The organism is Pseudoalteromonas prydzensis (assembly GCF_011050055.1).
GTDB lineage: Bacteria > Pseudomonadota > Gammaproteobacteria > Enterobacterales > Alteromonadaceae > Pseudoalteromonas > Pseudoalteromonas prydzensis_A.
Window position 1 is genome coordinate 18,667 of record NZ_DRGM01000128.1, and the last position, 24,234, is coordinate 42,900.

The window sequence follows — 24,234 nt, forward strand, 5'->3', positions numbered from 1 at the left end:
TTTTAGAGTTCATAATTACTCAAACTCTGGGGCAGTTTAGTGTTTATGCTGTTTAAAACACGCAGATAATGATGAAAGTGAGGTTTTTAATGACAAGTGTCAAATGGTTACTTTTATCCCTTAGTTTTAGGTGTTGATCATTACTTGCTAGCTGATTGTATAGCTGTTGCTTAATGTGGCTACTCGTCAATTGAGGAACATAACGATGCTAACACTTACAAATATTAATAAAAAATATGCAGATGGGACCCAAGCATTAAGTGATATTTCCATTACTTTACCAACCGGAATGGTTGGTTTACTTGGGCCAAATGGCGCGGGTAAGTCAAGCTTAATGCGCACGCTTGCTTGTTTGCAAAGCGTTGATAATGGTCAGGTAGATTTTAACGGTTTAGATGTGTTGCAACATCCCGATGAAATGCGCAAGCAACTAGGCTATTTACCGCAGCAATTTGGTGTTTATCCAAATATGAGTTGTATTGCTTTGCTGGAGCATATCGCAATTTTAAAGGGCCTTGATAGAAAAGAGCGGAAGCAGCAAATAAGTGATCTCTTAGTGCTGTTAAACTTATCTCAATTTGCAAGTAAAAAGGTGAGTCACTTTTCTGGTGGGATGAAACAACGCTTTGGTATTGCTCAAGCGTTGCTAGGTGATCCTAAGCTGATTATTTTAGATGAACCAACCGCTGGGCTAGACCCCGCAGAGCGTGAAAGTCTCAATAATTTACTCGTAACGATTAGTAAGCAGCGTCTGGTGCTGTTATCTACCCATATTGTGGAAGATATAGAAAATCAGTGTCATTTTGTCGCGATGATCAATCAAGGTCGGTTAATTCAAAGTGGCGAAGTAGATGCACTAATAAAGCTATTACATGGTTATGTATGGCTGCTAAAAAGCCTTCCTACCGTATTACCCCAAGGGGCCGTTGTATTAAGCCAAAGTTATCGATACGGTAAACCGTTATTTCGTGTTTATGCCAGAGTGGCGCCCGCTGAACACGCAATACCTGCTGAAGTGACGCTGCAAGATACATACTTTTATGAGTTGAGATCGCGAGGTAGTAACACATGCGACTGATCAACGAACTAGCTTATGTGTTTCGCCAGCCTTTGGTGTGGCTTTGCTTTTTAGCCGCCCCGCTATTTGCGTTTACATTGTCATCAGGTTTAGCCGTCGAAGGCAGCGACGTTATAAACCAATTTCAGCTCCATTTAGTTGCACTACACATGATGCAACTAACTTTACTTACAGGAGCTTTAGCACCGACATTTTTTTTGCGTGATCAAATACACAATATGCAAGAGCTGGTGGCAGTGACGCCTATCACGTTTAAACAAAGTGCATTGCTACGTGTAGGTACGTTGGTGTTGTGTGTGTTTGTGATTGCGCTTATCAGTACGCTGGTAATGGTGGTTATGCAAATGCATAGCAAAGGTTTTGACTGGCAAATTATCAACCAACTGGCTTGGAACAGCCTGTTTGTGTTGCTTCCTAATAGTTGCTTGCTTGGCGTAATTGCATTTTGGTTTTGCCAAAAATTCAGCAGTGCTCTGGTGAACTATGTTGTATTTTCAGTTTTATGGATTGGTTACTTACTGCTTGCAAGTGTTACAGGCAATCCCATATTAGCGGGAAGTAGTATTATCAGTGAAACCAGTTATCAACTGTTTGTATGGTTAGATCCTTTCGCATACACCGCGATTATAGGTAGCTTTATTGAGCCTCAGGGCTGGGCTATAGCCGTTAATCGGGTGCTGATATTGTTACTCACAACCGTTATCTATTGTAGTGCGGTTGCTGCGAGTAGCGTTTTTAGCTCGTTCAATAAGCCAGTAAAAAATGCACTGAGCTATTCACAGTCAGTGACAGTAGCAAGTGTTTCGTATCAACCTGCGAGTGCAATAAACCATAAACTGCCGATATTTTTCGCATTTTATAAAGCAGCGCTTTGCAATGTTTTAAAACACCCAATGACACTATTAATTTTATTAGTTTGGCCTGCCATGGTTTTCAATAGTGTTGCCTCTTCTGCTGATTATGCAGAGCCGCTGAGTGTAATAAGCGCAACCAGCATCGATGCAATTAATCACTATGCGTTTGATATGCAAATACTGTTTGGGTGTTTATTGATGGTGCTTTGGAGCTGGCAGGTAAGCTGTTATGCAAAGCGTTTTAATATGGCTGAGTTAATCGCTGTAACGCCAGTTAAAACGGCCACTATTTTATCTAGTCAATTACTGATACTGACTACATTAGTTATTATTTTTTCAACTATGAGCTTTGTTGGTGCTTCTTTGGCGCAGTGGTTTAATGGTAGTCAATATCAAGCGTATGATCATGTATATGTGCTATGTTTAACGGCACTGCCGCTGATGCTAATTGCATGGGTAACGGTGTGTGTGTTTAATCTTTGTCGTTCAATACTGATTGCAGCACTGGTTGTTTTTGTAATGTTATTACTCAAATTTACACCAGTTATGACTTACTTAGGACTCACTCATACATTTTGGAGTCTAGCTTGGACCCCCTTACAACCACCTAATGAATTTTGGCAATATCGTGCAAGTTTGAATAGTTATTGGCCATATATGTCGGTGTGGTTGGTGGCCTGCATAAGCTTTATATTGCTAAGTTGCGCATTTAATCATCGCGGTGCAGGGCTTGGCAGGCGTGCTGTTAAGCGAAAAGATGCATGGTTAATACTGCCTGTACTTCTCTCAATCGGTCTATTTGTGCAATTACATATGCGTTTGGTTGACGAAAAACCGCTCACTAATTCACATAAACGTGAAGCCTTTAAAGCCAATTATGAAAAAAACTTTGCAGATTGGCAGCATCAATTGCAACCTCAGGTTAGCCATATTGATGCAAAAATTGACTTTTATCCACATCAGCAGTTTGCCAAGTTTGATCTTACGTACACCTTAAAGAATCCGCATCCAACGGCAATTAAGCAAATTTTAGTCGGCAGAGCGGGATTTTATAAGTGGGCGAATGTGAAGGTTGCAGGTGCGACACAAATCGCTTTTTATCCTGAATTAAATCAAGCTGTGTATGAGTTTGCAGTAGCAATAAAACCGCATGAAACACGGCAATTAACAACACAATTTGAAGTACATCAAGCGAAATTGTGGCCAGCTGGTGGGCATCAAATAATTACCTCTGAGTTTAGTTATATTCGAGCAGTTCCCGTGCTGCCAACCATTGGCTATCAAATCAACTATGAGTTAACAGATACAAGCTTACGAGCTCAATATGGTTTGCAGCCAAAGGTTCGCCCTTTAGCTTCAGCGTTACTTACTAAAGGGCAAAATAGACCAGAGCACTATGAGCGCATAACGATGTCGAGCACAGTATCAACGGCAGCAGGATATCAAATAGTGACACAGGGAAAGCAACTTACACATCAATTTGAACAGGGCCGTGAAATTTTTAAGTTTAAAACATTGTCTGCCATTAATAACTTACCAGCTTGGCTGTCAGTGCCTTTTACTGCTGAAATTAAAAAGTATGACGGTGTTAACTTACAAGTATTCGCAAAAAATCAAGATGTGTTTGAGCGTGCCGATGCAACCGCCGTTAATTTACAAGCGATCAGCGACACACTTGATTGGTTTAAAAATAATATTGTTGCATATAAAGCCAAGCAATTGAGCTTAGTTGCTACTGCGCCGTTTGGGAGTACTGGCTATGCCTTACCGCAAATTATACTAATTGAAGATAAAGTGGGTTTTAGGGCTCGACCAAGCGATGATGCTGGCTTTGATCAGCGTTATCGCCGTGCAGTGCATGAAACTGCGCATCAGTGGTTTGGTCATGATATTGGTAATAGTGTGCCTGCAGACAGTGCTTTTTTAGTTGAGTCGATGGCCAAATATATCGAACTAGTGATCATAGAAAAGCGCTACGGTAAAGCCGCTATGAACGCATTAGTTGATTATGAAACAAAGCGCTACAAGCAAGCATCGCGTATGGATATTGCCGCTAAAATGGCGTTGATTGATTCAACAAAAAGCTATGATCAATATTCAAAAGCAACGATCGTATTTGCTAAGTTAAGAGCTGAAATAGGCGATGAAGCTATAATTAGCGCACTTAAATCAGTATGGCAAGAGTATGCGTATCCAAACCGACCTGCAACGGCAATGGATTTTATTCAGGCGTTAAAACAACAAGTTGAAGCACAGCATATTGCACTTATCAATACGCTTTTTTTAGATGTTTGAGCGAACAAAAAGCCACAGTTTATAAGCTGTGGCTGTGTTTTTATGCGTAGTTTAATGACTGGTAAAATGTGCTTAATGTAAATTGTAGTGATTATTAAATAACCCACTTTGTATTTTAATATTACTTAAAGCCGCGTATAATGCGCGGCCTATTTTTAGTGTCTGTGTGGTGTTTTTTGAAGTCGATATGCAAACAATATGGTGTGGTATTTATCTTGTTAAGCTTATTAACGGGCTTAATTGGTGCATTTGTTAATCCACTAATGAGTTTGTTTATTGTGGAAGGCTTACAAAGTCCACCCATTTATTTGGGCGTATACACCACAGGTGTCACGCTAATGGGCATTCTCTTTAGTCAATGGCTAGGCGGATTGGCTGATAAGGGCGTAAGTGCTAAAAAAATGTTTATGATTGCGGTCTCAGGCATGGCTCTGGCGTTAGTCATATTCGCTAACGCAACATCTTTTTGGCAGGTGTTTGCAGCCGGCGTGTTGTTGCTGTCAATGGGCAATGCCGCGATACCGCAAGTTATGACTATGGCTCGCCAGTGGGCTGATGAGCAAGAGCATATTGATATCACCCAGTTTAATACTCGCCTGAGAGCCGCCATTTCATTTGCATGGATCGCAGGCCCGCCACTTGGCTATTTGCTTGCGTCAGGGGTTGCCTTTAGTCGCTCATTTTATACCGCAGCTACGTTTGCGTTATTGGCATTAATTTTTGCGATAAAGTTTTTGCCCAGCGTTAATGCTAACGACAGAGCTAAAAAAGTAGAGCCCAATCAGCCGATCAATCACTCTTTTTGGGCCTTAGGGGCTGCTATCACATTTGCTTCAATTGGTAATATTATGTACGCCAGTGCTTTACCACTTTATACAATAAATGAACTGGGCTTTGCTAATAATATGCCTGGCATATTTATGGGCATGGTGGCATTAATTGAGATCCCTGTGATGTTGTATAGCGCCAAGCTCAGCAAGCGTATCACTAAAACAGCCTTGCTAGGTTTTGCTTTTAGCTGCGCTATGTTGTTCTATATTGGCGTATTTTTTGCCGTTCAAGTATGGCAATTCTTTGTACTACAAGGTGTTAATGCTATTTTTTATGGGATCTTTGCGGGGATCGGCCTGACTATTTTACAAGAGCAACTGCCATCACGAATTGGTTTTACCTCTGCTTTTTATGGCAATGCCATTAAAGTCGGGGTGATGCTCGGCACCGCTAGTACCGGTTTAATTGCCCAGTGGTTTAGTTTTCGCTTTGCTACCCTAGGCTCGCTTATTGCGGCAAGCCTTGCATTGAGCTGCTTATTAATATTTAGTTATTTCAAGCGCCAAGAGAGCGAGTCACAAGAGCGGCTTTTAGTGCAAAGCGTGATTTAAAAAAGCCGCAGTGTATTAACCACCGCGGCTTTGGGTATTGATCTAAGGAGATAAATTTAGAATTCGTAGCTGACACTTAAACGTGTTGTACGCGGCATGATGTAACGGCCATTGGGGGCGTCGGCATTACGTGGGTCGCCTTCGGTAATACCTTGCTCGTCGGTTAAGTTATCAATGGCTAATTGCAGTTTGATCCCTTCCATTGGCTCCAAAATAAAACCTAAATCAACTTTTTCGTAGCCATCGAGTGTTACGGTGTTTTCGTTATTACCAAAGCGGTCATCAACCGCTGACAAAGTACCATAGAGTGTGGCGTACATGCCGTTTATTTCAAAGTCATAACTTGGTGTTACGCGTACTTGCCATTTCGGTTGGCGTTGTGCTTCTTTGCCTTTGTTTGTTGGGCTTTCGGTAATTTCGGTTTCTTGAATGGTGGAGTTTAAGTTAACCGAAAATCCCGATTGATGATTAAAGTTGTAATCAAGCTCAATACCGTAGGCTTCGTTGGTTAAAATTTCCGCAGGCTCACCTGGGCGGCGTACAAAGGTATCGCCTTTTACTTCGTTACTAAATAAAGTGGCAAAAAAGTCAGTGTTTTGTGTCATCAACTTATAACCTAGCTCAGCTTGGGTGACTTCTTTTATTAGCTTTTCGCCACCTTGGTATGCACCGTAGTTATCTCTAAAGTCATCAAAGTAAGGCATTTTGTAGCCGCGGTTAACACGAGCAAATACGCCCATATCATCATTCAGAGAGTAATTTAAACCGGTAGTCCATGAGGTTTTGCTTTCATCATATTGCACGGTTTGATTAATAACACCATCAAGCCCTTCGTCTACGCTGTACTCTACATCATGGCTTTCATAACGCAGGCCACCATCAAGGATGAGAGCTTGGCTTAATTTATATTGTGCTGTGCTATAAAAAGCATTAGTGCGTGCATCACCTGATGAATTAATGTCGTAATTAAAATCACAGCCTTCAGTGCTTTCGTTGCAAGCGATGTCATTGAGCATTTCACCACCCGCTTCTAATACATGATAGGCGGTATTGCCTAAGCTCCACCAGTCGTTGGCTGAAGTGCTGGCTGTGTAATAGCCGACAGCAACAGAGAGCTCTTCAAACTGCTTAGAGAATGCTAAGTCATTAGTAAATGAACTAATTTCTTTGAGTACCACCCAACGACCCAATTGCTGCACGGGTGTATTGCTAGCGTAAGTTGTGCCTGTCGCGGCGCCTGTCGCAGACTGGCCATTATCAGCCACTTCACCTAGTGTAGTCGCGGAGCCTGCTGGCACTAAACCCAATGTATTGGCATCGCCTTTGGTGATATTAAAGCGGTCTGAAAAAGTCCAGCCATTGTCAAATTCAAGTTTAATGCTACCACCCGATACATGGCCATCCCAACCGCGGCCATCGCCAATATCAACTTGGTGCGCGTCATTATTTGGCCCAGTATAAATGGTCGCTTGGCGATTTAGCGTGCCAAGTTGGGTGTACTCAGCATCAATGCCATCAACATTGAGCGGCGTGGGTAAGTACCATGCGCCATGATCGTCGGTTTGGCGAGTGTAGAAATTCATTTCACCGTTATCGAGTTCTTTAGTGATATTAATCGTAAATTGGCTGCCTTTCTCTGAGGTAAAGCCTGCATCACGAATACCTGGTGAGCTTTTTACATAACCGCCTACCATAAAGTAAAGGTCATCTGATATTTCACCGCTGACAACGGCGTCAACACGTTGCAAATCGTAATCAGAGGTGGTGTATTTAAACAAACCTTGGGTGTCTTCACTGCCACGTTTTAAACGAAAGTTAGTGGTTAAACCAGGTTGGCCGTTAGAAACCACAGGGTTTGGACCGCCACGCAGTGCTTCCATGGTTTCGATGGTTTCGTCGATTCTAAAGAGTGACGAGTTTTCTAAAAACGATAATGTTGGCGCAGGGTAAACGGGTGAGCCTTCAAGACTTAAAGTTAAAAATGGCGCGTCGCCACCACCAGGAAAGCCGCGTACAAACACATTAGCACCCGATTCACCGCCTGAGCTTTCTACCCACACACCGGGTACGGCTTTAAACAAATCAGCGGTGCTTTTTGGTGAAAGTTTAATTATTTGTTCGGCATCAATATTGGTAACCGCGTAACTGGCATCAATTTTACGAACGCCTATACCCGCAGGTGTACCAGAGACGACAATGCGTTCAACTTTTTTATCTGTGGTCGTTTGCTTGCTATTTGTGTCTTGATCAGCAAATACAGCTTGGCTGGATAGCGCTAAAAAAATAGCGCCAGCAAGTTTGCTTGGTGTGTGTGTTGTTGTCATGTTGCTTTCCCATTTTTTGTTCGTTATTTAAAAAACTATAAATAACAAAGCACTAACTAATTTAATAAAATGTTAATGCTGTGTTCTTTTAAACCTTAGAACTTTATGCAAACGTTTGCAATTATTTTTTACAACTTTCTGTATTATTTTTATACACCCTGATGTTTATTATGAAATTTAAGCCTTGGCGCAGCCTAATTTTAATAATGGTGGTATATTACAGCTTCACGATTTAAGGAAGGCTGCGTACTTAGCAATGAATAACAAACAACTAAAGTTAGCGGATCTAGCCAAGCTTGCGGGTGTATCAACCTCGACAGTTTCTCGCGCATTAAATGATAACCCATTGATAAAAAAAGAAACGCGAGATAAATTAAAGCAATTAGCTAAGCAACATAACTTCAGTTTAAATACCGCAGCGAGTCGCCTTCGTTCGCAAAAAACCAATGTAGTCGCCGTGATCATTAATTTTGACAGTGGCACAGAGCAATCAATTAATGACCCATTTTTACTCAAAGTCGTCGGAGAAATAAACCTCGCGTTGAATAAACAAGGGTTAGAACTGTTGCTGTCAAATTCCTTTATGGCCGGTGATGACTGGGCGAATTACTTTATCAATAGTCGCCGTGCCGATGGCATTATCGTGGTTGGACAAGGCAAAGATCCGGCAAACATTGAAGCCGCCGCTAATGCCGGTGTGCCCTTAGTTGTTTGGGGTGACCCAAAAACCCCCAGTAATTATCCCATTGTAGGCAGTGATAACTTTGTTGGTGGGCGCTTAGCGACTGAGCACTTATTAACAGGGGGGGCTAAAAACATCCTGTTTTTAGGAGATCCAGGGCATGCTGAAATAGGTGAGCGCTATCGAGGTTATCTTGCTGCAATAACTACCGCGAAAGCTACACCACACGTAGTTTCCATCGATATTACCAGTCGTGCAGCGTACCAAGGGATCAACCAATTGTTGGTTGAAAAAGGTTTATGCTTTGATGGCATTATGGCCTGTAGTGATATGGTGGCATTAGGCGCAATGAAAGCGTTAAAAGAGCGCTATATCAGTATTCCAAATGACGTTGCTTTGGTTGGTTTTGATGATATTGCGATGGCAGATGTGAGCCATCCATCGCTTTCGAGTATTAAACAAAACACGCAGCGAGCCTCAGTATTACTGGTTGAAAAATTATTAGCACAATTGCAAGGCCAGCCAGCTGAATCGCAAGTTGTTGAAATAGAGTTAATTAACCGTCAATCTAGCAAAGGTTAAGCTGGTGATCAGTAGGGTGAATTAACTCATTTTTGAAATTTAAAATGCAAACGTTTGCATTTTATTTTCCGCTACACTATGCTAAAAGAAATCAACATCAGGTTAACGTGTATGAATCCAATAAGAATAACCATAGCGTTGGCATGTAGCTATTTCGTGTTTGCTATTTTGCTCAATAGTGTTGGCACGGTCATTTTACAAGCCATCAATAGTTTTGACATATCTAAAACTCAAGCCTCTGTTTTAGAAGGCTATAAAGATCTAACCATCGCAATAGTTTCATTTGTTGTCGCCTCTTTTATTCCCCGCGTAGGGTATAAGTTAGCGATGTTAGTGGCGCTGGGGGCGGTAACGCTGATGTGCTTGATAATGCCATCAATTGCGCAGTTTTATGCGTTTAAACTGCTGTTTGCTGTGATTGGTTGTAGCTTTGCGATTATGAAAATCTCGGTTTACTCGGTCATAGGGCAAGTGACTGATAGCGCTAATAAGCACTCCGCACTGCTTAACACCATTGAAGGTATATTTATGCTCGGGGTGTTATTGGGCTATTGGGTGTTTTCAGGGTTTATTGACCCTACTAACGCACAAAGTACCTCGTGGTTGAACGTATATTACTTATTAGCCGTGCTAGTCGGCGTTGCTTTTGTCAGTGTGTTACTCGCGCCGATAAAAGCGCCGCAACAAGCAACATTACAAAGTAATCAATGGCGTGCTTTTATCGACATGCTCAGGCTTGCTTATAAACCGTTAGTGATTATTTTTATTATCAGTGCTTTTTTGTATGTGCTGATCGAGCAAGGGGTGGGGACTTGGTTGCCTACCTTTAACAACCAAGTGCTGAAATTACCTGTTGATGTCAGCATTCAGTTGGCAAGTTTATTTGCCGCTGCTTTAGCGTTTGGCCGATTAGTGGCAGGGCAGTTATTGCGCGTTGTGGGCTGGTATAGCTTGTTGTTAACTTGCTTAATTGCAATGGCGGCGTTGGTGCTGTTAATTTTGCCATTGACCCATGATGTTGATGGCAGCCACATAACCAGTGTTTTTGAGGTGCCCTTTGCAGCGTATATGCTACCGCTGATTGGCTTTTTTATGGCGCCGCTCTATCCATTACTTAACTCCGTAATGCTCAGCTCACTTGCTAAACACCAACATGCGCCGATGACCGGACTCATCGTGGTGTTTTCTGCACTTGGTGGAACTACAGGTTCGGTTATCACCGGTTTTATCTTTGATAAATTTAGCGGCCAACATGCTTTTTATCTCACGCTGATCCCCATCAGCTTATTATTGATAAGCGTGACTTTATTTAAAAAAATGACAGTGAATTTAGGCGCAGTGCCAGAAAAAGGAATGATATGAATTTTGTAAACAGCCAATTATTTTTAGATGTGCAACTGGCGGCTATATTTAGTGACAGTAAGACTTTTGCAGATGCAATTGCTAACGATAGCTGGCAAGGTGCATCGCAACTTTACTTGCAAGTAAAGCCATTAACCACGCAACAGCTAGCAGAATTTGTAGCACAGCACTTTACTTTAGAGTCTACCGCATTACCGAAAATGCAGCTTAGCAGTGACGATGCACCAAGCTATATCGCCAGTTTATGGCCATACTTGCAGCGTAATGCCGACACAGTCAAAAGTAGCTCTTTAATGCCGCTTAAGCACAACTACATAGTGCCAGGTGGCCGTTTCCAAGAAATATATTACTGGGATAGTTATTTCACTGCGCTCGGTTTACAAGACATTGGTGATATTGACAGTATCGACGCAATGCTGGCTAATTTTATTGACTTGCAAAACCGTAATGGCTGTATTCCAAATGGTAACCGTAGTTACTACAGCTCGCGCTCGCAGCCACCTATTTTAGCGCTGATGGTGGATTTACTTTGGCAGGCTAAATACCGCGATGAGCATGACTTAAATTGGCTAACTGATTGTATAGCTGCGTTGCAGCACGAGTATGAATTTTGGATGCAAGGTGGTGAGCTGCTTTCAGCGCAAATACCTGCCCATCGCCGTGTGGTTAAAATGCCGTGTGGCGCTTTGCTAAATCGCTATTGGGATGATGAAGCGACACCAAGGCCGGAATCGCTACGTGAAGATTTACACGATGCTGCTTTATTGCCTGAGCAGCAGCGAGCTAGTTACTATCGTAATATTCGTGCTGCTTGCGAATCAGGCTGGGATTTTAGTAGCCGTTGGTTAGCAGACAGCAGTGAACTAACGAGTATTCAAACCACCGATATTATCCCTATCGATTTAAACAGCTTACTTTATCACCTTGAAAAACAACTGAGTGTTTACTGCCAAATAGTAAACGACACGAATAAACAGGCATACTTTGAGCTTCAAGCCACGCGTCGAAAAGCTGCCATTAATAAGTATTTATTTAGTACTGAGCAGGCTTTTTTTGTCGACTATAACTTTAAGCAAAGCGTGCAATCAAACGTTTTATCGCTTGCGGGGGTGGTACCATTATTTGTGAACTGTGCAAATGAGCAACAAGCCCTGCAAGTTAGCAGTAAAGTAATGCAAGACTTTTTAAAACCAGGCGGTTTAGTGACGACCTTACACGACACATCACAACAGTGGGATAGCCCCAATGGCTGGGCACCATTACAGTGGTTTGCGGTGCAGGGCTTAAGACAGTATGGCTTTGTTGCTGATGCAAATACTATTATATCTCATTGGCTGCAAATGATAGAAGCACGCTTTAGGGTCGATGGTTGTCTATTAGAAAAATACAATGTTTGCGATTTAGCAAACCAAGCTGGTGGGGGTGAATATAAAGTACAGCAAGGTTTTGGTTGGACCAATGGCGTTACGTCACGATTTTATAATTTAGCTAAATAATTTATTGGTAACAAAGGTTTGTGTTTTTGTATTGGCTTAATGAAAAGGGATTATTATGAAAACCCTTTAATGGTCAGACGTCTAGACGTTTAGCTATTTTTATTTCTTTATAAATCAATGGATTTGAAAAAAAACAGGTTGAATATTGTAGTTGATTTAGGTATTGTAAACAAAATGTTTCAAGGATGAGATGCAATGATTCAACCAACCTCTGTATTTATCAAAACCGTTTTAAAAATGCCAGTGCGATCTCAGTGCTATCCCTATTTAATTAAAACGTTAGATGCATTTTTTAGCAAAGTGAAAATGGATGATAGTCTACCGCACTGTAACAATCGCAATGAGTTTGACCTTTTTTTAATTGATAGCAATGGCTGCAATTGGCAAAACTTAATTCCAGCGGACTTACTGGCTTTGGCTAAAGTGAAACCGGTTATTGTGTTTAATGCGCAGTCGGACGCTATTTGTGAAAAAAACCTGTTACTTAATAATTTTAAAGGTGTTTTTTATAATAATGACCTTCCTGAAGATGTGTTCACAGGATTAATGCGGATAATCAATGATGAACTTTGGTTTAGCCGTAAAATTATTTCATCAACATTTAATGAAGTGCTGGCCATGGTAAGTCGTTTTGAGCCGCAAGCTAACCACGATACTGATAGTGAACATGAAGCATTATCAAATCTAACTAAACGTGAAAAATCAGTGATCTATTTACTCGCACAAGGAGCGAATAATCATAGTATCGCAGAGCGTTTGAATATTAGTGATCATACTGTAAAAACTCACCTTTATAGCGCCTTTAAAAAAACCAACTCTCGCAATCGCATCGAGTTATCTAATTGGGCGCAGCGCTATATGGCGATTAGGCTACCATTGCAAAATTAACCGAACAGCGTAAAGCAAAAATATGGATGTAATTGCAATCGGTACATTTGCTGCTTACTATACTGTTTTCAATTTAAACCTTTATGGCTATTTTAACCACTGAATAGCTATAAACATCGAGAAGTTCAAGGAATGAATTATGACGCAATGTGTATTTTGCGATATTGTTTCGGGTAAAGAGCCTTGCCATAAAGTGTGGGAAGACGATGAACATTTGGCTTTTTTAACTATTTATCCAAATACTAAAGGGGCGACTGTAGTTATTCCTAAACAGCACCTTTCAAGTTATGCCTTTGCACAATCTGATCAAGTACTTGCAAAACTGATAGTAGCGACTAAAAAAGTAGCCCTTATTTTAGACGCAGCACTAGATGGAGTGGGGCGAACCGGGATGTTTTTAGAAGGGTATGAAATTGATCACCTGCATAGTAAGTTATCACCAATGCATGGCACTGGCAGTGGCTCTGATTTTCATCATATAGAACCCACATTCGGGCCCTTTATAGAAAAATATGAGGGTTATTTATCATCTCATGATTGTGAAAGAGCCGACGACAGTGAGCTTGCCGCGTTAGCTCAATTACTTCGAGAGCATGCTTAGCGTTTTAGTCGTTAGATTATTTTAGAGCGGATGTAAGGAACACTATGTTAGAGGCTGCAGCACTTTTATTGATATTTTGCGGAGTTGTTCACTCATACTTGGGTGAAAAGTATATTTTGATCCGCTTATTTAAGCGTGACAACTTACCAAAATTATTAGGCAGTGATTGGTTTACAAAGCGGGTGTTGCGATTTGCTTGGCATTTAACCACCATAGCTTGGTGGGGCTTTGCTGCCATTATTTATTTCATACTTAATCCAAGCGGCAATTACAGCATTGATATTCTGCATATTATTGCTGTGATGTTTATCCTAAGTGGCATTCTGTCGCTGGCGTTTACTCGAGGTAAGCACTTGTCGTGGATATGTTTTTTTGGCATCGCAGGATTATGCATTGCAGTTGGCAATAACTACTAGCGGCGGTTATTTTCCGGTTGAGCCTTAAGACTGTTTAATAGCACTAGGCTTAGGCCAATAATTGGCAAGTTTGTCGTTACGGGATTAAATGCTTCAATTAAAAGCTGTGGTTGTAGCGCGACAACAAAGAGTAGTAACCCAATCAATGCCATGATATTTAATACAATGATTACTTTTGATTGGTAATATACAAATAGCAGTATGGCAAAGATAACTTCACCCACACCCGCCGATTTAGTGATTAAGTAGGACATCGATTCTGACAAGCCAAGGCTTGCCGTCATCAGTTTTTCAAGTGGGGCGATATGAATCAGTTTTGGCAAGATACCGTGATATAGCCAGCTAAAACTAATGATGTATCGGGCAATTTGGACTGATGACATATACTTTCCTTGGTAAATGCAATTGATGCTAGTTATTAGTATACAGCCTTAGCAACAGTAAGGCTGTCGTTGGGGGGATCAACTACGCTTGGTGGCCCATATACCTTTATCTATGCCCTTAATGACTAGATCGCTGAGGGCTTTTTCAATTGCTTGGGTAACGCAAATACTCATGGGTTCGTTGTCGGTATAGCCAGCTTCTGCTTCGGCTAAGCGTTTGTAACTTACATAACGAAAAAAACCAGCGCGCATTTCTTGGCTGAGCACTTTTTTGCTAGTGGCAACGGAGAGCAATACTTGACCGGTACGCACATCTACAGCCCGTAAGTAAATTGAAATTGCATCTTCACGGTACAGCTCAGATGCGCCGATACCAAAATATTCCATGCCAAAACCACCGGTTTTTACATTGGTGTCGTAGCTGATAATGCCGCCTTCTAAAATGATTTTAGCGGTGGTCAATGGCGGTAATTCAACCGCATTGGGTTGTTCAGCCTGTGCTGCGCGGATAATTTTTCGTTCGGTCAGGATATTTTGTAAACCTTCACGTTCAACGGGCAAAAACCAATCTGATTCGTGCAGCGCTTGCATTAAAATTGAGTTTGCGCCTTGGGTGACCGCAGTTGAAAATGAACTAACGTTACCTTGTGGTTTGTACTGCCCTGTTTGATCGCGAAATGAATACACTGAAACCGCAATACTCCCAGCAGGTGTTGGTAATTGCTGTAGCGCTTGAAAGGTTTCGGTTGGCTCTAAACTGTTTGCTTGTTGTGGTGATGGTGGGAGCAAATTACCCATGCTACTGCATGCGGATAACACAAGGCTGAGCACGACAATGAATAGCGATTTCATTTAGCTAAACCTCGGTACTTCAATCACCACAACACTGTTGTCGGTGGTATTGGTGATGCGCACTGTTATTGAATCTACGGTGCTGGTGATCACCTGAATTTCATAATCGCCGCTTAAGAATATAGAGTCTTGGTTAAAAATACTTTCATCCAGCTCTTCACCAAAGGCAATATCGGTGATCTCTCTGACCATACGGTTTAGGTAAGTTCGCTCGAGTGAGTCTTGAAATTTTTCCGCATAGCTTTGCTCAATGATCGGCGCTTTATGTTTGTTCTGTGCTTGTGCTTTGTTAAGCAACATACTGGCATTGAGCGGGCTACCACCAAAACTTGGATTAATGGGGGTATACACAAGTTCTGTGGCAGAGATTGATAAAGGGAATAACAGGACTAGTATTGTTGTTATATTTTTTATTGAGTAGGGGGTCATTTTACCATCCATTTTTTGCCATATCAGGCGAAGCTTGATGCAAATTAGAGCGCGCCATTGCATCCATTACACTGTATAAAGCGTGTTCCACACGTTCATCTATTGGCTCTAAGCGACGGCCTAAATAGGTGACATACACGATTTGATTATTCATTACTAAGGTCAGTTGTGTGCCCGCACGAGGAAGTACGGTTTCTTTTATTTCGATATTAAAACCAGCGGTTGAAGGTAGATCGCGCCAAAGGTTTGAAAATTCAAAATAAAACTGGTGACCAAAACGACTAATGCTGCGATCAAGCACTAGGCCATCTATTTCTAACTCCTCAGCACCTTGAGATAAGGCAGTGAATGTGGTTAAAAACAACATGCTTAGGGCAGTAATAAAGGTTTTCACTAACATCTGTTTAAATAAATATGGGGGGCATGCCCCCCAATATCCCTATTCTTGGGTCACCGTAGCCGTGTTGTAATCACCTACTTGGGTGATGATCACTGAGCTATTAGAGTTGGTAATATAGCCTTCGACCAAATTGCCGTTACCTACTTGAGATACTTCAAAGTTGATATTGTCACCACCAACGACAAATGCCCCGCCATCAATCCCGGCAACCATATTCATATCACCTTGTTGGGCAATATCAATTGAGTGGTTGCTACCTTCCATGACTAAATCTATCGCATTTAGGTCGCCACTTTGCACAAAATCGACCGTGTTATTATTACTGTCAATTACGCTTGCAAAGGTGATAGTAGCCTCGTTAGTGCTACCTAGTTGATTGATGTTAATATCATTATCGTTTGATGTAAGCGATGTGTCAGGGTATGACGATTGGATCAATGCGGTGTTCATATCACCAGCTTGAGTTAAATCAACATCATTGCCATCACCATTAAAGTTAGCGATATGGGCGCTGTTTTGGTTACCAATTTGAATGCTTGAGAATTCATTGTCAGCGCCAATTGTGCCCAAGTAGGTCTCGTTCATTGAGCCATTTTGCATAACAGTGAGTTCATTGTTAGCACCGAGTACATCAGCTCCTACTTGGTTATTATCTTGTTGCTGAGCAACAGAAACCTGATTGTCATTACCGGCAAATAACTCTGAAGTGAAGGTATTGCTATCGCCTTCTTGATCGATTGCTAGGTCGTTATCGTTACCTTCAACAGCCGCGAATGATGCTGTATTAGAGTCACCCGCTTGCTCAATCTCTAAGCTGCTATCATCGCCACGCATAGATAAAGCGGTAACGGCATTGAAATTACCATCTTGATCGATCACAACTTCATTGGCACTACCAACCAGCTCATTCAGTGTAAATGCGTTAAACAGTCCGTTTTGAGTCACCTCAATGGTGTTTTCGTCACCGCTGATCAGCGACAGCGTCGCTTCATTTAAAAGACCCGCTTGTGATGCGGTAATTTGGTTACCACTGCCTTGCAAATCAAAATTATAGAACCAATGGCCGCCATCTTGTTGGGTTACTGCAATGTCGTTACTGTCACCTTGGACTACGTTAATCGCTTCGTTATTAATACCAAAAAAGCCAGTACCATATTGCGCGACTGTGACAGTGTTATCATTGCCTGTAATTTCAGATAATGCACCGTTAAACTCGCCATCTTGGCTGTGATTTAATGTGTTGTTATCGCCAGTGGTGTAGGTTAACGACAAGTTTTGAAGTTGTTTTTGATCAACGGTAATGCTGTTGTTATCACCTAAACTTGTCACGTTTGCTTCAAGGCCATCACCTTGTTGCGTGACCATTACATCGTTACCGATACCTTGTAATGAGGTTTGTTCAATTGTTAGTACATTACCCACCGCAGTACTAGATACTTGGCTTGCTAATACCGAGCTTGATTGATTTTTATCATCAATATTTGCCTGTGCAACAAAGCTTGAACTTAATGCAACTGCGATTGCACATGTCAATAATGATTTCTTTAACGTCATGATTTTTCCTTAACTTATAATTATTAAAGCGGCTATTTCAGTGCTATTAAGCATCAAAATAAGCTGCATTGTTGTATTTCAGCATGCCTTGCTGATTAAGTTTTGTGATATCAAGAGCAAAAAAGCCCACTCTTGCAAAAGAGAGTGAAGAGTGATGCTGATAACAGCACCCTAGTGGTGGCAATAAACTGCTTGCACTAGGTGGTAACAGTTATCAACGAATGATCACTGTATGGTGAATTGAAAAAGACTTAAATCATCTTTTTTTAGGGTTTTTAATTGGCTTGTTTTTCAGTTGGTTATGGTTTTTATTGAGTTTTTTTAGCGGTTTTAGATAAAAATTGGTAATAAATGATGGGATCCAGCAGACGCTGCATTCGCTGCTTTAACTCATAAAAATGAATGTGTTGTTAACAACTAAGGCTGTAAAAATAGTGTTAATGACTGATTTTTTATTAATCACACGAATTTTTCTTGTGTGTTGTGATTTTTCTGTTCATTTATAAAGCTTGCCATGTGATATTTCAAAAGTAGTGAAGTTAGCAAATCTTAGTTGCATTTATGCGACAGGTTGATATTTCTAACTATGGATACAGAATATGAAAACTAAATTATCTATTTTAAGTTTGGCACTTTTGCCATGTTTAGCTGCAGCGCAAGTGACAACCATTACCGCAGAGCCAACTGTGCGCGCTGCTGAAAATTCGTTACTCGTAATGTATAAAAAAGGCACTTCGCAGGCCATGCGTAGCCAAGCACGTAGTTTAGTAAAAGCGAAAGTGAGTGATTTAAATAAAGATGGGATTGACGACAACTATGCGTCTATTTTATCGGGTCGCTTAGCTAAATTTGAAGTGACAGGAATGAGCACTAAGCAAGCGATTAAATTACTGCAAACCCACGCTGCGATAGAGTACGTTGAGCCTGATTATCGCGTCAGTATTGCCAGTACGCCTAACGATCCTGATTTTTCAAAGCTGTGGGGATTACATAATGAAGGCCAATCTAGTGGCACCGCAGATGCGGATATTGATGCACTAGAAGCTTGGTCAATCACCACAGGTGGTAAAGATGTTGTCATTGGTGTTATTGATACCGGTGTTGATCACAGCCATAGTGACTTATTGGCTAATATGTGGGTAAATCCGGATGAAATTGCTGGTGACGGCATCGATAATGACGGCAATGGTTATATAGATGATGTGCATGGTATTAATGCCATCACTAATGTCGGCGATCCAATGGATGATCAAGGTCATGGTACCCATGTATCAGGGACTATTGGCGCCACAGGCAATAATAATAACGGGATCGTGGGTGTTAACCATGAAGCGGCGATTGTCGGCTGTAAATTCTTAGATGCGTCAGGCTCTGGCTCTACATCCGATGCAATTAAGTGTATTGATTATATGGTGAGCCTGAAAAATGCAGGTGTTAATGTGCGCGTATTGAATAATAGCTGGGGCGGTGGTGGTTTTAGCCAAGCACTTGCTGATGCGATCACAGCCAGTGAACAAGCGGACATTTTATTTGTTGCAGCGGCAGGTAATGACGCCGTTGATAACGACCAAAATCCACATTATCCATCAAATTACGAGCATGAAAGCGTGTTGTCAGTAGCCAGCACTGATCGTAACGATAATATGTCTGATTTTTCGCAGTGGGGTTTAACCAGTGTTGATCTTGGCGCACCAGGCAGCGCTATTTATTCAACCGTACCGGGTAATAGTTATGCAACTTACTCTGGTACATCAATGGCTACGCCACATGTTGCTGGTGTTGCTGCACTGGTACTGTCACTTAATCCTGAGCTATCAACAAGTGAGCTTAAACAGCTGCTGATGAGCAGTGGTGATGACAACGCCCAGTTACAAGGTAAAACAGTATCAGGTAAACGCCTCAATGCTAATAGAGCACTTGAAGAAGCGGATCCAACGCCAAGCTTTAAGTTATCAGTAACACCGACCTCACAACAAATTACGGCTGGCGAGACCGCAACCTATACCTTTGAAATTGGCTCGATAGCCGAGTGGGATGGCGTGGTCGATCTCGAATTAGTGAGTGATTTGGCGCAGGCGAGTTTATCAGCAACCACTGCGATGCCGGGCGATACCGTGATCTTAACGGTGCCTACGTTAGAGTCAACCCAATGGGGAAGCTATAACTTTACTGTAAATGGCAGCTCCGGTGAGCTTGCTAAGCAAAAATCAGTACGTTTATTGGTTGATCCGGTGGGCTTAAATGATTTCACTTACAGCAATGAAACCCCAGTTGATATTCCAGATAACGATACAGCAGGTATCAGTTCAGTGATCACAGTCAATGATCCGCTGACTGTTTTTGCGACCCAAGCAGACATTAATATTTCACATAGCTATATTGGCGATCTGATTGTTACGTTAACCTCACCAACAGGCACAACGTCAACTCTGCATAGCCAATCGGGCGGTAGTGCTGATGATTTAGTACAAAGTTATGCGCTGGCTGATTTTAATGGTGAAGTGGCAACGGGTGATTGGACATTATATGTTGAAGATACCTATGCAGCAGACACGGGTACTTTAAATAATTGGTCATTAACTTTTAGTGCCATTGGTGAAGTCAGCCCGCAGCCACCAGAGGCCGGTTTTGAGTTTGATGCACAAGGTCTTGCAGTGAGCTTTACAGACACGAGCCGTGATGCAAATGATGATATCACGCAGTGGAGCTGGGACTTTGGTGATGGTGCAACGTCAACCGATACAAGCCCCGCTCATACCTATGCACAAGCCGGCAATTATGAAGTAGCTCTGACGGTTACTGATAGCGAAGGCAATACCGATACAGTAATGCAAACAGTGGTTGTGAGTGACGTTGAGATTGAACTGAGCTTAGTACGTGCCAACAAAACACGCCTTAATACTATGCGCGTAGAGTTAAGTTGGCCGCAGCTTGGCGAGCAAACACTTAGTGTGTATAGAAATGGCGAGCTGGTTGGTACAACCGCAGATACTGGCCGCTATCGCGACTTTATGCGCAATGCAACGTTACCAGCATACGATTACCAAGTGTGTGTAACGGAAAATGTATGTTCGAATATCGTTACAGTGTCATTTAATTAATTTTTAAGCTTGTGAAGCCCAGCTCCCTTGCTGGGCTTTTTTTATAGATTAAGTTTGCTTATAAGGGTGCGTTTTAAGCCAATGCTCGGCAATGTCGATACGCTTTGCAAACCATACATGCTCAAATGAACGAGCGTATTCAAAAAACCGCGCGAGTGCTTTTATTCTTCCTGGTCGGCCGATTAAACGACAATGCAATCCTATCGACATCATTTTTGGTGCGTTTTCAGCTTTTGGATCGCCTTCTTCATAAAGCGTGTCGAATGCATCTTTTAAATAATTAAAAAACTGATCCCCCGCATTAAACCCTTGCACAGCTGCAAAGCGCATGTCGTTTACATCGAGCGTGTAAGGCACGATAAGTTGTGGCTTACCTTCTTTAATACTGTAAAAGGGCAGGTCGTCGCTGTAGTCGTCGGCATCATATAAAAACTCACCGTTTTCAACCACCAAGGCGGCAGTATTTGGGCTCGTTCTTCCTGTGTACCAACCTTGTGGTTTGTTACCCGTGAGCTTTTGAATTATTGCAATGGCTTGTTGCATATGCTCGCGCTCAAGCTGTTTATCAATATGTTGGTAGTTGATCCAGCGCAGACCATGGCAGGCTATCTCAAAGCCAGCGGCTACAAAGGCTTTGGCTATTTCGGGGTGGCGTTCAAGCGCCATGGCAACCGCGAAAATAGTGACCGGTATATCGTATTTTTTGAATAATCTCAGCAATCGCCATACACCTGCTCGTGAGCCATACTCGTAAATAGACTCCATACTAATGTGGCGGTCTTCAACATGAGGGGCGCTGACTATTTCAGATAAAAATGTTTCGGCGCCAGGATCGCCGTGCAGCACGCAATTCTCGCCCCCTTCTTCATAATTTAGCACAACCTGTACGGCAATACGGGCTTTATTAGGCCAATTAGCATGGGGTACGTTTGGCCCATAGCCAATTAAATCACGGGGATAATTGCTGTTACTATATTGGCTCATGTTATTGCTCCGGTTTTAATTTAGCTAGCCAATTAGCTAACGTTTCTCGCTCTGCATCGCTCATTTTGGTCATGTTAGCAAGCGGCATATCTTTGCTGATAACTGCGCGGGTATGGATCAAAGCATGCGCCTGTTTAGCTTGCTCAATTGAGTCGAGTTTAAAGCCAAGTGGCGCTGTTTGAAACAGTGCCGAGGTAGGTGATTCACTGTGACAGCCAGTACAATGTTTATTAATAATATCCCACGCTTGCGAATCACTGATCTTGGCGGTTTCAGTCGCGCTGCCAGAACTCGTAGGCCAAGGTGCAATCGCTAACATAAGCGCAAAAAATGCCGCGATACCAGTTATTAATACCGACGGTTTGTTGATACCTTGATGCTTTAAATTAAAAAAGTGGCGTATCCACATGCCAATTACAAACAGCGCTATCAAAATTAGCCAGCCAAAATCATGGCTATAAGTATAAGGAAAGTGATTACTTAACATGATAAATACCACAGGCAATGTGGCGTAGTTATTATGAATAGAGCAGAGCTTTGCTTTTAAGCCTGGCGCTGAGTCAGGGATCCGCCCAGCTTCTACTTCACGAACCATGTAACGTTGGCCGGGCATGATAATGTGATAAACATTACCCACCATGCAGGTACCAATCAGTGCTCCAACATGAATATACACAGCACGGTCGCTAAATAGTTGATCGACTGCAAAGGTCCACACTGCAAGTAGCGCAATAACTACCACAACAAAAGCAATGCTATTTTTGACTAGCTGGCCTTTGCATAATAAACGGTATACGCCATAGCCTAAGCCAATAAAAGCAACTGATGCGCCAATCGCTGCAAATTTACCGAGTGCAGTTTTGCTGTTATCAATCAGGTAAACATCGGCACCCACATAATAAAGCAAGCTAAACAGTAAGATGCCAGTGATCCATGTCGTATATGCTTCCCATTTAAACCAATGCAGGGTGTGTGGCATTTGCTCTGGGCCATGTTGATATTTGGCAACCTCGTAAAACCCACCACCGTGGACTGCCCATAAATCGCCTTTTATACCTTTATCTAATTTCCATTGTGGTGGGGTTTGTAAATTGTTATCAAGCCAAGCAAAATAAAATGAGGCACCAATCCATGCGATGCCCGCTATGACATGAAAAAAGCGCAGCACCAAATGGGCCAGCTCAAAAATGTAATTTTCCATCGATTTAAGCCTCTGCTGATCTGGGGGCTTGGCTAGATAAAAACGGCTCATTCGCGTCTCGTTTATAAGCACTTTTACCCATAATGTAGGTTTGCTCAATACAGCGGTCGTCGCCTAGCATCATCATCGCAAATAACTTTTCGTGGAGGGTTTTGGCATGGCTAATTCTAAACTTTAAGAATGAGGTTGCGGCAAAATCCATCACGATAAAATCGGCTTCGCAGCCAATGGCAAAATTGCCGATGGTGCCTTCTAAATCCAGCGCGCGAGCTCCCCCCAGTGTTGCTAAATAAAACCCTTTAAATGCTGAGAATTTTTGACCTTGCAGCTGCTGAATTTTATAGGCTTCGTTGCCAGTCTGTAGCATTGAAAAACTAGTACCCGCACCGACATCGGTGCCCATGCCGACATTGATACCGTGATCTTCACAGGTCTTTAGGTTAAAAAGCCCTGAACCTAAAAATAGGTTTGACGTAGGGCAGTGAGAAATAGCGGCGTTATTATCCGCTAAGCAACAAAGCTCACGCTCAGATAAATGAATGCTGTGAGCAAATACTGAGCGCTTACGAACCAACTCGGCCTGTTCATAAACATTTAAGTAGTCGGTTGCTGCTGGGAATAAGCTTTTCACCCAGTGACACTCATCTTTGTTTTCAGATAAGTGGGTATGTAAGTATGTGTCTGGGTATTCTTTAAGTAGTTGAGTACACTTTTGCAATTGCTCTGGGGTTGAGGTTGGTGCAAAGCGAGGTGTGACTGCGTAGCTCAATCTACCTTTATTATGCCACTGCTCAATTAATGCTTTTGATTGATCGTAACTGCTTTGTGCGCAGTCAGATAAATCATCAGGACAGTTTCTGTCCATCATGACTTTACCAGCGATCATGCGTAAATTGCGCTGTTGTGATTCACTAAAAAAGGCATTAACCGATTGTGGATGCACTGTTCCAAACACAAGGGCGGTGGTGGTGCCGTTGCGTAATAATTGATCTAAAAATAGCTTTGAAACCTGTGTCGCATAGGCTTCATTAGCAAACTTTTTTTCGGTCGCAAAGGCATATTCGGTAAGCCAAGTTAGCAGTTGTTCACCATAGGCTCCCATCATTTCTGTTTGTGGTAAGTGAATATGGGTGTCTATCATACCTGGCATAACAAGTTTACCATCGTGGCGAATAATGGTGGCTGTGTTATCGAGGGTTGGCAGTATGTCTTGCTCAAAGCCAAGTTTGCTTACTTTGCCTTGTTGTATTACTAATGCCCCTTTGGCAAAGAACCGATGCGCATTTTCACCCGCTATGGCAGGGTCGTCAATAAAGTCTAAAATGTCGGCGCAGATCACGGTTAAATTATTGTTGTTTTTGCTATTCATA

19 protein-coding genes are annotated in these 24,234 nt (G+C 42.1%); 10 read left to right on the plus strand and 9 right to left on the minus strand.

All coding sequences use genetic code 11. The features are described 5' to 3' along the window. Nucleotides 1-205: 205 nt before the first annotated feature. The 3 genes from ENH88_RS12110 to ENH88_RS12120 all read left to right on the plus strand — a co-directional run bounded on the left by ENH88_RS12110 (nucleotide 206) and on the right by ENH88_RS12120 (nucleotide 5,609). On the plus strand, nucleotides 206-1,078 hold the full coding sequence (locus ENH88_RS12110; protein WP_304182506.1) for an ABC transporter ATP-binding protein: 873 nt from the start codon (nucleotides 206-208) through the stop codon (nucleotides 1,076-1,078). After that, nucleotides 1,069-4,227 (plus strand): M1 family aminopeptidase, encoded by a 3,159-nt coding sequence (locus ENH88_RS12115; protein WP_304182507.1) that lies wholly within the window; start codon nucleotides 1,069-1,071, stop codon nucleotides 4,225-4,227. Before ENH88_RS12110 ends, ENH88_RS12115 begins: the two co-directional genes overlap by 10 nt. A gap of 176 nt (nucleotides 4,228-4,403) precedes the next feature. Continuing rightward, nucleotides 4,404-5,609, plus strand: coding sequence for a sugar efflux transporter (locus ENH88_RS12120; protein ID WP_304182508.1), 1,206 nt, complete (start codon nucleotides 4,404-4,406; stop codon nucleotides 5,607-5,609). Between the two features lie 56 nt (nucleotides 5,610-5,665). On the opposite strand, the gene ENH88_RS12125 is transcribed toward ENH88_RS12120, so the two are convergent. Next, on the minus strand, nucleotides 5,666-7,933 hold the full coding sequence (locus ENH88_RS12125) for a TonB-dependent receptor (RefSeq protein WP_304182509.1): 2,268 nt from the start codon (nucleotides 7,931-7,933) through the stop codon (nucleotides 5,666-5,668). A 256-nt stretch (nucleotides 7,934-8,189) separates the two neighbouring features. Between ENH88_RS12125 and ENH88_RS12130 the strand changes: the two genes are divergently transcribed. From ENH88_RS12130 to ENH88_RS12155, 6 genes are all read left to right on the plus strand, one after another. Further along, nucleotides 8,190-9,197: a LacI family DNA-binding transcriptional regulator gene (locus ENH88_RS12130; protein ID WP_304182510.1), complete on the plus strand. Its 1,008-nt coding sequence runs from the start codon at nucleotides 8,190-8,192 to the stop codon at nucleotides 9,195-9,197. A 111-nt stretch (nucleotides 9,198-9,308) separates the two neighbouring features. Next, nucleotides 9,309-10,559 (plus strand): MFS transporter, encoded by a 1,251-nt coding sequence (locus ENH88_RS12135; protein ID WP_304182511.1) that lies wholly within the window; start codon nucleotides 9,309-9,311, stop codon nucleotides 10,557-10,559. Then, nucleotides 10,556-12,055: a trehalase family glycosidase gene (locus ENH88_RS12140; protein WP_304182512.1), complete on the plus strand. Its 1,500-nt coding sequence runs from the start codon at nucleotides 10,556-10,558 to the stop codon at nucleotides 12,053-12,055. The genes ENH88_RS12135 and ENH88_RS12140 overlap by 4 nt, the downstream gene beginning before the upstream one ends. Before the next feature lie 195 nt (nucleotides 12,056-12,250). Then, entirely contained in the window at nucleotides 12,251-12,943 is a 693-nt protein-coding gene (locus ENH88_RS12145; protein WP_304182513.1) for a response regulator transcription factor, read from the plus strand. Nucleotides 12,944-13,082: 139 nt separating this feature from the next. Then, on the plus strand, nucleotides 13,083-13,544 hold the full coding sequence (locus ENH88_RS12150; protein WP_304182514.1) for an HIT family protein: 462 nt from the start codon (nucleotides 13,083-13,085) through the stop codon (nucleotides 13,542-13,544). 44 nt (nucleotides 13,545-13,588) lie between these two features. Then, on the plus strand, nucleotides 13,589-13,960 hold the full coding sequence (locus ENH88_RS12155; RefSeq protein ID WP_304182515.1) for a hypothetical protein: 372 nt from the start codon (nucleotides 13,589-13,591) through the stop codon (nucleotides 13,958-13,960). On the opposite strand, the gene ENH88_RS12160 is transcribed toward ENH88_RS12155, so the two are convergent. The 5 genes from ENH88_RS12160 to ENH88_RS12180 form a co-directional block, all read right to left on the minus strand. Next, nucleotides 13,957-14,343 (minus strand): DoxX-like family protein, encoded by a 387-nt coding sequence (locus ENH88_RS12160; RefSeq protein ID WP_304182516.1) that lies wholly within the window; start codon nucleotides 14,341-14,343, stop codon nucleotides 13,957-13,959. The two genes, ENH88_RS12155 and ENH88_RS12160, sit on opposite strands and share 4 nt — an antisense overlap. 78 nt (nucleotides 14,344-14,421) lie before the next feature. Continuing rightward, the gene (locus ENH88_RS12165; RefSeq protein ID WP_304182517.1) at nucleotides 14,422-15,195 is read right to left on the minus strand and encodes a CsgG/HfaB family protein; all 774 of its coding nucleotides are present in this window, start codon (nucleotides 15,193-15,195) and stop codon (nucleotides 14,422-14,424) included. Further along, complete coding sequence (locus ENH88_RS12170) at nucleotides 15,196-15,636, minus strand: curli assembly protein CsgF (RefSeq protein ID WP_304182518.1); 441 nt, start codon at nucleotides 15,634-15,636, stop codon at nucleotides 15,196-15,198. It abuts the gene before it with no gap. After that, a complete protein-coding gene (locus tag ENH88_RS12175; protein ID WP_304182573.1) occupies nucleotides 15,626-15,991 on the minus strand; it encodes a curli production assembly/transport protein CsgE in 366 nt (121 codons plus the stop codon). The genes ENH88_RS12170 and ENH88_RS12175 overlap by 11 nt, the downstream gene beginning before the upstream one ends. A 72-nt stretch (nucleotides 15,992-16,063) precedes the next feature. After that, complete coding sequence (locus tag ENH88_RS12180; protein ID WP_304182519.1) at nucleotides 16,064-17,578, minus strand: curlin; 1,515 nt, start codon at nucleotides 17,576-17,578, stop codon at nucleotides 16,064-16,066. 599 nt (nucleotides 17,579-18,177) lie between these two features. Here ENH88_RS12180 and ENH88_RS12185 point away from each other — a divergent pair. Further along, entirely contained in the window at nucleotides 18,178-20,679 is a 2,502-nt protein-coding gene (locus ENH88_RS12185) for a S8 family serine peptidase (RefSeq protein WP_304182520.1), read from the plus strand. Nucleotides 20,680-20,727: 48 nt separating this feature from the next. On the opposite strand, the gene puuE is transcribed toward ENH88_RS12185, so the two are convergent. The 3 genes from puuE to guaD are packed head-to-tail and all read right to left on the minus strand — an operon-like array spanning nucleotide 20,728 to nucleotide 24,233. Further along, complete coding sequence (gene puuE / locus ENH88_RS12190) at nucleotides 20,728-21,663, minus strand: allantoinase PuuE (protein WP_304182521.1); 936 nt, start codon at nucleotides 21,661-21,663, stop codon at nucleotides 20,728-20,730. 1 nt (nucleotide 21,664) lies between these two features. Next, nucleotides 21,665-22,864, minus strand: a complete 1,200-nt coding sequence (locus tag ENH88_RS12195; protein WP_304182522.1) for a urate hydroxylase PuuD — start codon at nucleotides 22,862-22,864, stop codon at nucleotides 21,665-21,667. Nucleotides 22,865-22,868: 4 nt separating this feature from the next. Beyond that, entirely contained in the window at nucleotides 22,869-24,233 is a 1,365-nt protein-coding gene (gene guaD, locus ENH88_RS12200) for a guanine deaminase (protein WP_304182523.1), read from the minus strand. Between the last annotated feature and the right edge of the window lies 1 nt (nucleotide 24,234).